The sequence below is a fragment of the Ramlibacter sp. genome (genome assembly GCF_035655895.1).
Lineage (GTDB): Bacteria > Pseudomonadota > Gammaproteobacteria > Burkholderiales > Burkholderiaceae_C > Ramlibacter.
In genome coordinates, this window is sequence record NZ_DASRTN010000006.1 from 638,257 (window position 1) to 652,404 (window position 14,148).

Genomic DNA, 14,148 nt, shown 5'->3' on the forward strand with positions numbered 1-14,148 from the left:
CGGTGCTTCGCGCGTCAGAGCTGGCGGGCCAGCAGCACCGCCGCGTGGATGGCTTCGCGGCCGGCGCCGTCGTGGATCTGGTGCCGGCAGCTGGTGCCGTCGGCCACGACGATGGCGTCGGGCGCATTGCGCACTGCCGGCAGCAGGCTCAGTTCGGCCATCTGCATCGAGACCTCGTGGTGCGACGCCTCGTAGCCGAACGCACCGGCCATGCCGCAGCAGCTGCTCTCCACCAGCTCGGGCTGGGCGCCGGGGATCAGCTGCAGCAGCCGCAGCACCGGGGACACGGCGTCGAACGCCTTCTGGTGGCAGTGGCCGTGCACCAGGATGCGCTGCTGGACCGGCCGCAGCTTCTCCTTGAGCACGTCCAGGCGTCCGGCCGACAGTTCGCGCGCCAGGAACTCCTCCAGCAGCAGGGCCTGACTCGCGATCTGCCGGGACACCTCGCCCAGCCCGAGCGAGAGGTGCTCGTCGCGCAGGGTGAGCAGGCACGAGGGCTCCAGACCGACGATGGCAATGCCGCGTTCGGCGAACGGGCCGAGCGCCTGCGCGACCTCGCGCGCCTTGGCGCGGGCCTCCTCGACCTGGCCGCTGGCCAGGTGCGTGCGGCCGCAGCACAGGTGCCCGCCGTCCGGCCTGGCCTTCGAGGCGACGTGCACGGTGTAGCCGGCCGCCTGCAGCACCCGCAGGGCGGCCTCGGCGTTGTCGGATTCGAAGTAGCCGTTGAAGGTGTCGACGAACAGCACGACCGGCTTGGCGGCCGCGAGCGTCTCGGCGGCCGAGGCGGTGCCGTGCGGCGTGTTGAAGAAGTGGCGGGACTTCCACTCCGGCAGGCTGCGCCGGGCCGAGAAGCCCAGGACCTTCTCGCCCAGCCGCGCCAGCAGCGGGCTGCGGTTGCGCAGGTTGAGCAGCGGCGCCAGGCGCGCGGCGGTGCGCGCGTAGTCGGGCAGGGCGGCGATCAGGCGGTCCTTCAGGCTGCGCCCATGGCGCCGGTGCCAGTGGTGCAGGAACTCCACCTTCATCTTGGCCATGTCGACACCGGTCGGGCAGTCGCGCTTGCAACCCTTGCAGGACACGCACAGGTCGAGCGCGTCGCGCACCGCCTGGCTGGCGATGCCGTCCGGGCCGAGCTGGCCCGACAGCGCCAGCCGCAGCGTGTTGGCGCGGCCGCGGGTGAGGTGCTGCTCGTCGCGCGTCACCCGGTAGCTCGGGCACATGGTGCCGGCGTCGAACTTGCGGCAGTGCCCGTTGTTGTTGCACATCTCGACCGCCTTGGCGTAGCCCTGCGCGGGGTCGCCGCCGGTGCCCGGTGCGGTGGTCTTCTCGGTGGCCGGGTCGTTCTGCACGTCCCAGGGTTTCCAGTCCAGCGCGGGCTGCAGCGGGATGACCTTGTACGAGGGCGGAAAGCGCATCAGCCGGGTGTCGTCCATCCGCGGCGGATCGACCATGCGGCGCGGGCACAGCAGCTGCTGCGGGTCGAACAGCTGCTTGATGCGGCCGAACGCCTCGGTGATGCGCGGGCCGAACTGCCACTGGATCCACTCGCCCCGGCACAGGCCGTCGCCGTGCTCGCCGCTGTAGGCGCCGCGGTACTGGCGCACCAGCGCCGCGGCTTCCTCGGCAATCTCGCGCATCTTGGGCGCGCCGTCCCGGCGCATGTCGAGGATGGGGCGCACGTGCAGCGTGCCCACCGAGGCGTGCGCGTACCAGGTCCCGCGCGAGCCGTGCCGGCGGAACACCTGGGTGAGGGCATCGGTGTATTCGGCCAGGTGCTCCAGCGGCACGGCGCAGTCCTCGATGAAGCTGACCGGCTTGCCGTCGCCCTTGAGGCTCATCATGATGTTGAGGCCGGCCTTGCGCACCTCCCAGAGGTTCTTCTGCGCCGTGTCGTCCTCCAGGCGCACCACCGAACCGGGCAGGCCCAGGTCGCCCATCAGCGCCACCAGGTCGTCGAGGTGCCGCACCAGCGAGGCCTTGTCCGCGCCCGAGAACTCCACCAGCAGCACGGCGTCCGGCTGGCCGATCACCGCGCTGCGCACCACCGGCGCGAAGGCCGGGTTCTGCAGCGACAGCTCGATCATCGTGCGGTCCACCAGTTCCACGGCGGTGAGCGTGCCGCCACCCAGCTTGACGATGTGCTGGGCCGTGTCCATCGCCTTGTAGAAGGTCGGGAAGTTCACCACGCCCAGCACCTTGGCCTTCGGCAGCTCCGACAGCTGCAGCGTGAGGCTGCGCGTGACGGCCAGGGTGCCTTCGCTGCCCACCAGCAGGTGCGCCAGGTTGACCGAGCCGTCAGCGGTGTAGGGCCGCGGGTTCTGGTTGCGGAACACGTCCAGGTTGTAGCCGGCGACGCGGCGCAGCACCTTGGGCCAGCGGGCGTCGATCTCGGGCGCCAGTTCGGCGGCCATGGCGCGCACCTGCTCGCCCATGGCGCGCACCCAGCCGGTGCTGTCGTCGAAACGGCCGAAGCGGTGAAGCTGGCCGTCCGCCGTCCAGGCGTCGATGCCGCGCACGTTGTGGACCATGTTGCCCCAGGCGATGCTGCGGCTGCCGCACGAGTTGTTGCCCGCCATGCCGCCCAGCGTGGCCTGGGCGCTGGTCGACACGTCGACCGGGTACCAGAGGCCGTGCTTCTTCAGCTGCGCGTTCAGGTGGTCCAGCACGATGCCGGGCTCGACCACGGCGGTGCGGCCGGCCACGTCGAGCTCCAGCACGTTGCGCACGTGCTTGGTGTTGTCGATCACGAGGCCGGCGCCGACGGTCTGGCCGCACTGGCTGGTGCCGCCGCCGCGCGACACGACCGGCACGCCCAGGTCGCGGCAGATGTCGATGGCCAGCTGCACGTCCTCCGCGCGCCGGGGGACGAACACGCCGACCGGCATCTCCTGGTAGATCGAGGCGTCGGTCGCGTAGCGGCCGCGGTCCGCCGGCGAGAACAGGACCTCGCCCTGGGTCTGCGTGGCCAGGTGCTGGGCGAGGCGGCCGGCCACCTCGTTGGTGGCGAAGGCCACGCGGTCGTAGGCGCCGGCGGCGTCGCGGGCGACCGACATGGGCAGGGGAGCGTTCATCGGGTGACTTTCTTCTGGCCGGAGGCCGCTGCCTGCAGCTGCTCCAGCACGACATCGAGCTTGTTCTTCAGGTGCGTGGCCAGCACCTGGCGCATGGCGGCCGGGTCGCGCGCGGCCAGCGCCTCGACCATCTGCTCGTGCTCGCGCACGGCGACCTTCCACTTCTGCTCGTCCTGGTTGGAGCGGAAGCGCAGCGCCTGCAGACGTGCGTTGATGCGGTCGTAGGTGGCGCTGAGCACCGGGTTCTTGGCGGCGGCGTTGATCGCGCGGTGGATCTGCGCGTTCAGGCGGTAGTAGCCCGAGAGGTCGCGGCGCGTGTACGCCGCGAGCATCTCGTACTGCATGGCGCGGATCTCGGCCAGTTCCTCGTCGGTCACGCGCTGGGCCGCGAGCTCGCCCGACAGCGCCTCCAGCCCGCCCATCACCTCGAAGGTGTTGCGCACCGCTTCCTCGTCCAGGGCCACCGCGATCGCGCCACGGTGCGGCAGCAGCTCGACCAGGCCCTCGGCCGCCAGCATCTTGATCGCCTCGCGCAGCGGCGTGCGCGAGACGTTCAGCAGTTCCGACAGCTCCCGCTCGTTGAGCTTGGCGCCGGGCGGAATGGCACCCTCGACCAGCATCTGCCGCAACCGGTGGGCAACCTGCTGGTGCAGGGCGGCGCGGGGGATGGAGATCACTTCGGCACTCATGGGGCGCTATTTTGTATGCACTTTTCTTTGTATGCAAACGTAAATCCGCGGGTGGCGGAGGATTGACAAGAGAATTTTGTATGCAAAAAATCGCCCATCCCTCCACCAGCCGACCTTGCATGCTGACGCTCGACTTCCATCCCACCGGCCGCCACTTCCTGCAGATCCCCGGTCCGTCGCCGGTGCCCGACCGGATCCTGCGCGCGATGAGCCTGCCGACCATCGACCACCGCGGCCCCGAGTTCGCGGTGCTCGGCAAGCGGGTGCTGTCCGGCATCCAGCAGATCTTCCAGACCCGGCATCCGGTGGTGATCTATCCGGCGTCCGGCACCGGCGCCTGGGAAGCTGCGCTGTGCAACGTGCTGTCGCCCGGCGACACCGTGGTGATGTACGAGACCGGCCACTTCGCCTCGCTGTGGCAGAAGATGGCAACGCGCCTGGGCCTGAAGACCGAGTTCCTCGGGCTGCCGGGCATCGAGGGCTGGCGCCGCGGTGTCCAGGCCGACCAGATCGAAAAGCGCCTGAAGGCCGACACCCAGCACCAGATCAAGGCGGTGTGCGTGGTGCACAACGAGACGTCCACCGGCGTCACCAGCGACATCAAGGCCGTGCGCAAGGCGATCGACGCGGCCAAGCACCCGGCGCTGCTGCTGGTCGACAGCATCTCCGGCCTGGCCTCGGCCGAGTACAAGCACGACGCCTGGGGCGTGGACGTCACCGTCTCCGGTTCGCAGAAGGGCCTGATGCTTCCGCCCGGCATCAGCTTCAACGCGCTGTCGCCCAAGGCGCTGGAGGCCAGCAAGACTGCCCGGCTGCCCAAGGCCTTCTGGGCCTGGGACGAGATGGTCGAGATGAACAAGACCGGCTACTTCCCGTACACGCCGAACACCAACCTGCTGTACGGGCTGGCCGAGGCCTGCGACATGCTGCTCGACCCGCAGCAGGGCGGGCTGGACGCGGTGTTCGCCCGCCACCTGCGCTGGGCCGAAGGCGTGCGCGCCGCGGTCCGGGCCTGGGGCCTGGAGATCCAGTGCGCCGATCCGGCGGTCTATTCGCCCGTCCTGACCGGCGTGATGACGCCGGAGGGCATCGACGCCGACACCGTGCGCAAGATCATCTACGAGCGCTTCGACCTGTCGCTGGGCACCGGCCTGGGCAAGGTCAAGGGCCGCATGTTCCGCATCGGCCACCTGGGCGACTGCAACGACCTGACCCTCATGGCCGCCCTGTCCGGGTGCGAGATGGGCCTGAAGCTCGCCGGCGTCAAGCTCGCCGGCTCCGGCGTGCACCCCGCGATGGAGTACTTCGCCGGACACCCGGCGCCGGTGGCCCTGCAGAAGGCCGCGTAACCACAGCCCGCCAGGTCGTCATCGCTCCTGCGACGCGGGCCCGGCCCGCGGCGGCGGGGCCGGGCCCCGCCCGTGCCGACCTGGAACGTCACACTCATTGCATTTCCAGGAGACAAGCACATGCAACGCAGAACCTTCGTCGCCGGCGCCGCCGCGTCCCTCGCCGTTCCCACGCTGCGCGCGCAGGGCAGCAACCTGCCGGCCGGCCCGGTGCGCATCATCGTCGGCTTCGCCCCGGGTGGCGGCACCGACATCCTGGCCCGCGTGATCGGCCAGAAGCTGGGCGACCTGTGGAAGACCCAGGTGATCGTCGAGAACAAGGCGGGCGCCTCGGGCACCATCGCCGCCGACTACGTCTCCAAGCAGCCGGGCGACGGCAACACGCTGCTGATGGCGCACATCAACAGCCAGGCCATCACCCCGGCGCTGCAGAAGCTGGGCTACAACTCCGAGACCGACTTCCAGCCGATCGTGCTGGTGGGCGTGACGCCCAACCTGCTGATCTGCAACGAGCAGCAGCCGGCCAAGACGGTGAAGGACCTGGTCGAGCTGTGCCGCAAGAAGCCCGGCTCGGTCAGCTTCGGCTCGGCCGGCACCGGCTCGGCCCAGCACCTGGCGCTCGAGATGTTCATGCTCGCGGCCAAGGTCAAGGCGATCCACGTGCCGTACAAGGGATCGGGCCCGATGCTGACCGACCTGATCGGCGGACAGATCAACTACAGCTTCGACACGATGACGGCGGCCACGCCGCACGTGAAGAGCGGCAAGGCCATCGCGATCGCCCAGACGCGGCTCAAGCGCGCCGGCGCCTACCCGAACGTGCCGACGATGGCCGAGTCGGGTTTCCCCGGCTTCGAGGCGACCACCTGGTACGGCCTGGTGGGCCCGGCCAAGATGCCGACGGCCATGGCCAAGCGGATGAACGAGGACATCAACAAGGTCATGTTGATGCCCGACGTGGTCGAGAAGCTGCAGGCCTCGGGCGCCGAGGACGGCGGCGGTTCCACCGAGAAGTTCGCCGAGTTCACCCAGGTCGAGATCAAGAAGTGGGCCAAGATCATCAAGGACGGCGGCGTGAAGGCGGACGCGTGACCCAGGCGGCGCAGGAGAACCAGCGCCCGCTGCCCCTGCAGGGGGTGCGGGTGCTCGACATCAGCCAGGTGATGGCGGGCCCGTACGCCTGCATGCTGCTGGGCGACCTGGGCGCCGACGTCATCAAGATCGAGCCGCCCGGCACCGGCGACCAGACGCGCGGCTCGATGGGATTCAAGATGAAGGGCGCCGACAGCCTCGGCTTCCTCAACATGAACCGCAACAAGCGCAGCATCGCGCTCGACCTCAAGAGCGAGGCCGGCAAGTCGGTGCTGCTGCAGCTGGCCCGGGACGCCGACATCCTGATCGAGAACTACCGGCCCGGTGCCATGCGGCGCCTGGGCCTCGGGTACGACGTGCTCAAGGAGATCAACCCCCGGCTGGTCTACACCAGCATCTCGGGATTCGGCCAGACCGGCCCCTGGGCCGACCGGCCGGGCTTCGACCTGATGGCCCAGGCCATGTCGGGCGTGATGAGCGTGACCGGCTATCCCGACAGTCCCCCGGTCAAGGCCGGCGTGCCGGTGGCCGACATCGGCTGCGCCCTCTTCGCGATCTACGCGACCCTGGCGGCCTACATCGGGGCCCGCAACTCCGGGCAGGGCCAGTACATCGACGCCGCGCTGTTCGACACGGCGATGGCGTTCTCGGTCTGGGACACCTGCGACTGGTGGGGCACGGGCAAGCCGCCGCAGCCCCTGGGCACCTCCAACAAGATGACGGCGCCCTACCAGGCGATGGCTTGCGCCGACGGGCACTTCGTGATGGGCGCGAACAACCAGAAGCTCTGGGTGCAGCTGTGCCGGCTGATGCAGCGCGAGGAGCTGATCGAGGATCCGCGCTTCACCACCATCTCGCAGCGGCTGGCGAACCGGCCCGCGCTGCAGGAGGAGCTGGAGAAGACGTTCCGCACGCAGGGCAAGGACTACTGGGTCGAGACCCTGCTGGCCAACGGCATCCCCGCCGGCCCGATCCTGAGCTACCCCGAGGCGTTCGGCAGCGAGCACGCGAAGGTGCGCAACATGCGCATGGAGATCGACCACCCGGTCGAGGGCAAGGTGCCCAACATCGGCTTCGCGGTCAAGCTCTCGGGCACGCCGCAGCAGGTGCGGCGCCATCCGCCGCTGCTGGGCGAGCACACCGAGGAAGTGCTGGCCGAGCTCGGCCTCGACGAGGCCGAACGCGAACGGCTGCGCCGTGAAGGCGCGTTCGGCGCATGAGCACCCCCGACGGCCAGGTCCACCTGCGCATCGAGGACGGCATCGCCTCGGTGGTGTTCGACCGCCCGGAAGCGCGCAACGCGATGACCTGGGCGATGTACGAATCGCTGGTGCGCATCTGCGAGCAGCTGCGCGACGACGCCTCGGTGCGGGTCGTCCGGTTCCGCGGTGCCGGCGGCCAGGCCTTCGTGGCCGGCACCGACATCGCGCAGTTCCAGGATTTCCGCAGCGGCGAGGACGGCGTGGCCTACGAGCGGCGCATCGACGGCTGCATGGCGCTGCTGGAATCGCTCCCGATGCCCACGGTCGCGGTGCTGGAGGGCTGGGCCATCGGCGGCGGGCTGGCCATTGCCACGGCCTGTGATTTCCGCCTGGCCACGCCCGGCACCCGGCTGGGCGTGCCGATCGCGCGCACGCTGGGCAACTGCCTGTCGATGGCCAATATGGCGCGGCTGGTGGCGGCGCTCGGCCGCCCGCGCGCCGAACGCGTGCTGCTGCTGGCCGAGCTGATCACCGCCGAGGAGGCGCTCGCGGCGGGTTACCTGCTAGAGATCGCCCCGCCGGACGCGATCGCTGCCGCCAGCGACAAGCTGTGCGGCCGGCTGGCGGGCCTGGCGCCGGTGACGCAGCGGGTGAGCAAGCAGGCGCTCAACCGGCTGCTGCATGCCGGGCTGCCCGAGGGCGAGGACCTGATCCGCGCCTGCTACGGCAGCGCCGACTTCCGCGAAGGCGTGGCGGCGTTCGTCGGCAAGCGTCCGCCGGCCTGGTCGGGCCGCTGAGCCGGCCACCGGCGGCCCTGTCCTACGAGCGGCCGCCGGGCTGCTGCCTACGATGGCCTGAACGCATCGCGAGACAGCCATGGCCGACGACCGCACCACCTTTGACGATCCCCTGGACCTGAGCGAATCCGTGGCCGGCGAGGAAGACCCCGGTGCGTCGGTCGACCTCGCGGTGGCGGCCGCCCGGTCGCCCGGCGCCTCCGACCAGCCGGCCGGCAGCGAGGGTGCCCGGCCCGGTGCGCCCACGCCGCCGATGGCCCCCGGTGACGAGGCCCCGGTGGGCACGCCGGGCACCGGCGAGGACGTCTGCCGCGCCTGCGGTGGCAGCGGCATGCTCAATGGCGGTGCCTGCCCGGAATGCGAGGGCACGGGCAAGGTGAACGTCGGCATCGGGGGCGCCTGAACCCTCCGTGATCCTGGGCAAGCTGCCGCGCCGGCAACGGCTGCACACGCACGCGGGCAGCATCGAGTACGTGCTGTCCGGCGAGGGCGAACCCGTGCTGGTGCTGCTCAATGGCGCCGGCGTCACGCTGGAGGGCTGGAACCGGCTCTATCCGGCCATCGAACGCATCGGCCGCGTGCTGGCCTGGAACCGCTTCGGTGTCGGCGCCAGCAGTGCGCCCCTGCTGCCCCAGACCGGCACCGTGGTGGTCGACGCACTGCGCGCGCTGCTCGCCCAACTGCAGCTGCCGCCACCCTACCTGCTGGTGGGGCACTCGCTGGGCGGGCTGCATGCCAACCTGTTCGCGCGTCGGCACCCGCAGGAGGTGGCGGGCGTGCTGCTGGTCGAGGCGACGCACCCGCGCGACCGCGAGCAGCTCAAGGGCCACGAGGGGCGGCTGGCGTCGGTGCTGGGCAAGCTGCTGCAGGCCCCGCAGAAGCTGTTCCGCGCGAACCTGCATTCGGAGCTGGACTGGATCGACGCCCTGTGCCGCGAGGTCGAGGCGGCGGGCCCGTTCCCCGACGTCCCCCTGACGGTCGTCAGTGGCGGCAACGACCCGCCGACCTGGCTGGTGGCGCCCGAGGTGCTGCGGCTGCGGCGCGTCCACCAGCAGGAGCTGGCGCGGCTGTCGCCGCGGGGCCGGCATGTGGTGGCCCGGCGCAGCGGGCACTTCCCCCAGCTCACCCAGCCCGAGCTGGTGCTGGACGTGCTGCGCGAGCTGGCAGCGCGGGCCCGCGCGCAGGCCACCACGGAGGCCTGACACCGGCGCGGCGACGGGCGCGCGCTCAGACCAGCAGCGCCACCACGTAGATGCCGATCATCATGAAGGCGAGCACGAACTTGGCCAGCATCCCGGCGAGCAGGCCGAGCCAGGTGGCGATGCCCACCCGCAGCGCCTGCTGGTGGTTGCGCCGGGCCATGAATTCGCCGATCGCGGCGCCCACCAGTGGCATGAACAGCACGCCCACCAATCCCATGAAGATGCCCGCGACGGTGCCCAGGGCCGCGCCGACGATGGCTTGACGGCTGGCACCCGCGCGTTTGGCGCCGAGCGCCGCTGCCACGTAGTCCATCAGCCAGGCCAGCACCGCCAGCACCGCCACCGCCGACAGGGCGAACCAGCCCACCCGCGCGAACCCGTCGATCCAGGCGCCCAGCACGATGCCGGCCAGCACCAGGATCGTGCCGGGCAGGGCGGGCAGCACGATGCCGGCCAGGCCGGCCACGATGAGGAGGGTGCTCAGCACCCAGAGCAGGGAAGGGTTCACGCGGGGCTCCCGTCGGATCGATGCGTCACTCTAGCGGGACCGCCGCCGCCGTCGGGGCGCGCCGGGCGCGTGCGGACGTCGGAATCCGCCGGGACCCCTCGTGCGCCTCAGGTCGGCGCCGTGCGGGTCGCACCGTCGGCCGCTCGCCGCGGCTGCACAGGGCGGCGCTGCCTGCACCGAGCAGCGCCAGCAGCGCACTGGCCCCGTGAACCACCGCTCACCTGCACCGAAGGCCTGCTGCACGGCCTCGCGAGCCCCCTGCGCGCGGCGCGTGCCCGACCCGGCGCAGCAGGATCGCCGCGAGCTGAGCCCAGTTCGAGGCGACCGCGGCCATGCTGGCGCCGCCCGCTGCGGCCGAGCTTGGCGGGCGGTCGCTGCGCTAGCGCAGCTCGTGCGGGAAGTGCCGGAGCAGGGACGCCAGCGGTTCGGCCAGGGCAGGCCCCTCCCCGCAGCGGCAGTCGGCCCCGATCTGTTCGGCGAGCGCCGCCAGGCGGGCCCGCGGCGGTCGGGTTCCCTGCAGCAGCAGGACCGCCTCGGCGGCGCCTGCGCGACAGGCCGGGCACAGCTCCTGGCCATCCGCCCGCTGTTGCAGGAGGTGCCGTGCCGCAACCGCGGCACGGTCGTGGCCCGACAGCACGACCAGCGCCGGGGCGTGCGGGAGGCGGCCTTCGGCCAGCGGGGTGTCCACCAGGTCGGCGGGCAGGAGGGGGGCTGCGGCGCCTGGCCGCACGACCGCATAGAGCGCGTGACCGTCGGCCATGCCGCCGCAATGCTCGTCGACCAGTTCCTGGGCGGTGCTGGCCACCGGCGCCAGCTTGAGGCCGGGCAGCTGCACCCGGCCCGAGACCGCATGGGAGCGCAGCCCCTGCCGGCCGTTGACGCCCTTGTGCCGGAACCAGTCGGTGCCGTCTTCCAGCAGCTGCCGCAGCCAGTACAGGGTTTCGACGTCGTGGGCAAGGGTCGGCCGGCCGAACAGGTCCGACCCGCCGCTGCCGCGGGCGCCCCCCTGGAGGGCGGCGATCATCGCGTCGGCAGCGCCGGCGCCGGGGCGTCCGGCGCTGCGGCGCAGCTCGATGTGCGGCAGTCCGGCCGCGGGCGGATCGGCCCGCAACCGTGCGAGCTCCTGCTCCAGCAGCTTGCGGCAGCCATGCCAGTCGGCGCGCAGGTGGAGGTAGGCCGCCTGCGCGCCGACCGCCCAGGCCGCAACCAGCATGCCCTCGAGCAGGCGGTGCGGATCGCGCTCGAGATACAGCCGGTCGCGGAAATCGCCGGCCTCGCCGCCGCCGGCGTCCACCGCCACGAGCCGTGGCGCCGGCGCTTCCCGCACGCTGCGCCAGCGGCGGGCGGCCCGGGACCCGTCGCTGCCCGGGCCGCAGCTGTCGAGCGCGTCCACCACCGCGCCGACGGCACGTTCGCCCTGCATGCAGGCGGCCAGGAGGCGGTAGCCCCCGGCGGCGCGGTACTGCGAGAAGCCGACATAGCCTTCGGGTTCGTGGTCCACCGCGCCCTCGGCGACGGCGTCGGCGACGCGGGCTGCCGTGGCGCAGGGCACGGGGTGGCGCCCGACCAGGACGGCCGGTGCCTGCTCGCAGCGGCCCATGCAGGGGGCCGACGTGACCCGCGCGTCAGGGCCGAGCCGCCTGGCCAGGTCCTGCCGCAGGCGCAGGCCGCCGGCGAGCTCGCACGACAGGCCCCGGCACACGCGCACGGCCAGGGCCGACGGCCCGGCGACGCCAGTGGCCAACTGCTCGAAGTGCGGCCAGGACGACGCGATCGCGACGACCTCGTCGGTCGCGAGTTGCATCTCGTCGGCCAGGGCGGCCAGGTGCTCGGGGGTGAGGTGGCCGAAGCGGTCCTGCAGCGCGTGCAGGTGCTCGATCAACAGGTCGCGCCGGCGCGGCGCGTCGGCCAGCAGCGCGCGGACCTGCGCCGCGGCCTGCCGTGCGGGCAAGCGGTCCCGGGGAAGGGACCGCTTGCGCTGCGCGGACGGGAGGTCAGGCGCGGCGACCGGACGGGCGCGGGTGCCCACGTCGCCGCATTCAGCTCACAGCAGGCCGGCGGCCCGCGCCCACTGGTACTTCGCGCCCAGCACCTCGACCGGCAGTTCGGTGGAGTAGGCATAGGCCGGGATGCCGTTCTCGTAGAGGTACTGCGCGGCTTCCTCGACCTCGACGTCGCCGGCGAGGGAGGCGACCACGGGCTTGACCTTGCCCTTGGCCTTCATCTCGTTGACGACCTGCACCATGTTCCTGGCGAACACCATGGGCGGCGTCACGATGGTGTGCCAGTAGCCCAGGATGAGCGCGTGGACGCGGTCGTCTTCGAGGCCCAGCTTGACCGTGTTGACGTACGTGATCGGCGGCTCGCCCCCCGTGATGTCGACCGGGTTGCCGGCCGCGCCGAACGGCGGGATGAACTTGCGGAAGGCGGCATCCAGGTCGTCGGGCATCGGCTTGAGCAGCTTCAGGCCGTTGTCGACGCAGGCGTCGGACAGCAGCACGCCGGAGCCGCCGGCGCCCGTGATGATGACCACGTTCTCGCCCTTGGGCGTCGGCAGGATGGGCACGCCGCGCGACAGCTCGAGCATCTGGCGCAGGCTGCGGGCCCGGATCACGCCGGACTGCTTCAGGACGTCCTCGTAGATCTTGTCGGTGCCGGCCACGGCGCCGGTGTGCGAGGCGGCGGCCGCGGCGCCCATCGCGGTGCGGCCCGCCTTGAGCATGATCACCGGCTTCTTCTTCGAGACGCGCTTGGCGACCTCGGCGAACGCGCGGCCATCCTTCAGGTCCTCGCAGTGCTGGGCGATCACCTTGGTGTTGTCGTCCTGCTCGAAGAACAGCAGCAGGTCGTCCTCGTCGATGTCGGACTTGTTGCCCAGGCCGACGATGGCGGACACGCCCATCTTGGTGCTGCGCGAGAAGCCGATGATGGCCATGCCGATGCCGCCGGACTGCGAGCTGAGGGCGGTGGAACCCTTGACGTCGTAGGCCGTGCAGAAGGTCGCGCAGAGGTTGGCCGGGGTGTAGTAGAAGCCGTAGATGTTCGGCCCCATCAGGCGGATGTTGTACTCGCGTCCGATGCGCTGCAGCTCTTCCTGGCCCTCGATGTTGCCGGTCTCGCCGAAGCCGGAGGGAATCAGGATGGCGCCGGCGATCTTCTTCTCGCCACATTCCTTGAGCGCGCCGGCCACCAGCTTGGCAGGGATGGCGAACACCGCGGTGTCGACCTCGCCCGGGATGTCCTTGACGCTCTTGAAGGCCTGGATCCCCATGATCTCGGTTTCCTTCGGGTGGATCGGGTAGATCTTGCCCTGGTAGCCCCCGTTGATCAGGTTCTTCATCACCGAGTTGCCGATCTTGCCGGCCTCGTTCGAGGCCCCGATCACGGCCACGGCCTTGGGCTTCATGATGCGGTTCATCGCCGTCACCACGGCCTTCTCGTCCGGACGGTAGCGGGCTTCCTTCTGCTCGAAGTTCACCACGATGCGCACGTCGGCCGCGATGGCGCCGTCTTCGCTGGCGAAGATCGGGTTCAGGTCCATCTCGGAGATCTCGGGGAAGTCCGAGACCAGCTGCGACACGCGCACGATCACGTCCTGCAGGGCCTCGCGGCTGACGGGCTTGCCGCCCCGCACGCCGCGCAGCATCTCGGCCGCCTGGATGCCGTCGAGCATCGACGCCGCGTCCTCGCGCGTGGCGGGTGCCAGGCGGAAGGTGACGTCCTTGAGCACCTCCACCAGCACGCCGCCCATGCCGAAGGCGACCAGCTTGCCGAAGCTGTCGTCGGTGGTGGCACCGACGATCACCTCCTGGCCGCCCTTGATCATCTGCTGCACCTGGATGCCGACGATCTTCGCGTCGGCCTTGTACTTCTTGGCGTTGGCGATGATCTGCTCGTAGGCCGTGGCGGCCTCGTCGGCGCTCTTGACGCCGACGATGACGCCGCCGGCCTCGGTCTTGTGCAGGATGTCCGGCGAGACGATCTTCATCACCACGGGAAAGCCCATGGACGCGGCCATCTTCGAGGCCTCGGCGGCACTGCCGGCCACGCCTTCCTTCGGCACGTTGATGCCGTAGGCATCGCAGACCAGCTTGCCCTCGGGTGCGGTCAGCGCATCTCGTCCGTCCTTGCGCACGGCGTCGAGGATCTGGCGGACCTTGGCCTTGTCGCCCTGGAAATTGCCCATGGTTGTCTCCTTGATGAATGTTGCTGGGGATGGCGGGACGCCCGTCCCGCCCCCG

Annotated in this window: 11 protein-coding genes; 6 read left to right on the forward strand and 5 right to left on the reverse strand. The window is 71.1% G+C overall.

Annotation, left to right across the window (positions count from 1 at the left end; translation table 11 throughout):
• Positions 1 to 14 precede the first annotated feature (14 nt).
• Together VFE82_RS06145 and VFE82_RS06150 are read right to left on the reverse strand one after the other, a co-directional pair.
• The gene (locus tag VFE82_RS06145) at positions 15 to 3,068 is read right to left on the reverse strand and encodes an FAD-binding and (Fe-S)-binding domain-containing protein (protein WP_324999368.1); all 3,054 of its coding nucleotides are present in this window, start codon (positions 3,066 to 3,068) and stop codon (positions 15 to 17) included.
• Positions 3,065 to 3,757, reverse strand: coding sequence for a GntR family transcriptional regulator (locus tag VFE82_RS06150; RefSeq protein WP_324999369.1), 693 nt, complete (start codon positions 3,755 to 3,757; stop codon positions 3,065 to 3,067). The genes VFE82_RS06145 and VFE82_RS06150 overlap by 4 nt, the downstream gene beginning before the upstream one ends.
• A 119-nt stretch (positions 3,758 to 3,876) precedes the next feature.
• Between VFE82_RS06150 and VFE82_RS06155 the strand changes: the two genes are divergently transcribed.
• The 6 genes from VFE82_RS06155 (at position 3,877) to VFE82_RS06180 (ending at position 9,399) form a co-directional block, all read left to right on the forward strand.
• A complete protein-coding gene (locus VFE82_RS06155) occupies positions 3,877 to 5,106 on the forward strand; it encodes a pyridoxal-phosphate-dependent aminotransferase family protein (protein ID WP_324999918.1) in 1,230 nt (409 codons plus the stop codon).
• A 120-nt stretch (positions 5,107 to 5,226) separates the two neighbouring features.
• Entirely contained in the window at positions 5,227 to 6,198 is a 972-nt protein-coding gene (locus tag VFE82_RS06160; protein ID WP_324999370.1) for a tripartite tricarboxylate transporter substrate binding protein, read from the forward strand.
• Complete coding sequence (locus VFE82_RS06165; RefSeq protein WP_324999371.1) at positions 6,195 to 7,418, forward strand: CoA transferase; 1,224 nt, start codon at positions 6,195 to 6,197, stop codon at positions 7,416 to 7,418. The genes VFE82_RS06160 and VFE82_RS06165 overlap by 4 nt, the downstream gene beginning before the upstream one ends.
• Positions 7,415 to 8,197: an enoyl-CoA hydratase/isomerase family protein gene (locus VFE82_RS06170; RefSeq protein WP_324999372.1), complete on the forward strand. Its 783-nt coding sequence runs from the start codon at positions 7,415 to 7,417 to the stop codon at positions 8,195 to 8,197. Before VFE82_RS06165 ends, VFE82_RS06170 begins: the two co-directional genes overlap by 4 nt.
• A 79-nt stretch (positions 8,198 to 8,276) precedes the next feature.
• Positions 8,277 to 8,600 carry a hypothetical protein gene (locus VFE82_RS06175; protein ID WP_324999373.1) on the forward strand — a complete coding sequence of 108 codons (324 nt, stop codon included), beginning with the start codon at positions 8,277 to 8,279 and terminating at the stop codon, positions 8,598 to 8,600.
• Between the two features lie 7 nt (positions 8,601 to 8,607).
• A complete protein-coding gene (locus VFE82_RS06180; RefSeq protein WP_324999374.1) occupies positions 8,608 to 9,399 on the forward strand; it encodes an alpha/beta fold hydrolase in 792 nt (263 codons plus the stop codon).
• A gap of 25 nt (positions 9,400 to 9,424) precedes the next feature.
• Here VFE82_RS06180 and VFE82_RS06185 read toward each other — a convergent pair whose 3' ends face one another.
• From VFE82_RS06185 to VFE82_RS06195, 3 genes are all read right to left on the reverse strand, one after another.
• Positions 9,425 to 9,907 (reverse strand): DUF456 domain-containing protein, encoded by a 483-nt coding sequence (locus tag VFE82_RS06185; protein ID WP_324999375.1) that lies wholly within the window; start codon positions 9,905 to 9,907, stop codon positions 9,425 to 9,427.
• A gap of 379 nt (positions 9,908 to 10,286) precedes the next feature.
• Positions 10,287 to 11,858 (reverse strand): NAD(P)H-dependent oxidoreductase subunit E, encoded by a 1,572-nt coding sequence (locus tag VFE82_RS06190; RefSeq protein ID WP_324999376.1) that lies wholly within the window; start codon positions 11,856 to 11,858, stop codon positions 10,287 to 10,289.
• Positions 11,859 to 11,951: 93 nt separating this feature from the next.
• Positions 11,952 to 14,093 carry an acetate--CoA ligase family protein gene (locus VFE82_RS06195; protein ID WP_324999377.1) on the reverse strand — a complete coding sequence of 714 codons (2,142 nt, stop codon included), beginning with the start codon at positions 14,091 to 14,093 and terminating at the stop codon, positions 11,952 to 11,954.
• Positions 14,094 to 14,148 lie beyond the last annotated feature (55 nt).

Excerpts from the sequence above, each read along its gene's own strand:
- VFE82_RS06145 (WP_324999368.1), bottom strand. The coding sequence starts at position 3,068 with ATGAACGCTCCCCTGCCCATGTCGGTCGCCCGCGACGCCGCCGGCGCC.
- VFE82_RS06150 (WP_324999369.1), bottom strand. The coding sequence starts at position 3,757 with ATGAGTGCCGAAGTGATCTCCATCCCCCGCGCCGCCCTGCACCAGCAG.
- VFE82_RS06155 (WP_324999918.1), top strand. The coding sequence starts at position 3,877 with ATGCTGACGCTCGACTTCCATCCCACCGGCCGCCACTTCCTGCAGATC.
- VFE82_RS06160 (WP_324999370.1), top strand. The coding sequence starts at position 5,227 with ATGCAACGCAGAACCTTCGTCGCCGGCGCCGCCGCGTCCCTCGCCGTT.
- VFE82_RS06170 (WP_324999372.1), top strand. The coding sequence starts at position 7,415 with ATGAGCACCCCCGACGGCCAGGTCCACCTGCGCATCGAGGACGGCATC.
- VFE82_RS06175 (WP_324999373.1), top strand. The coding sequence starts at position 8,277 with ATGGCCGACGACCGCACCACCTTTGACGATCCCCTGGACCTGAGCGAA.
- VFE82_RS06195 (WP_324999377.1), bottom strand. The coding sequence starts at position 14,093 with ATGGGCAATTTCCAGGGCGACAAGGCCAAGGTCCGCCAGATCCTCGAC.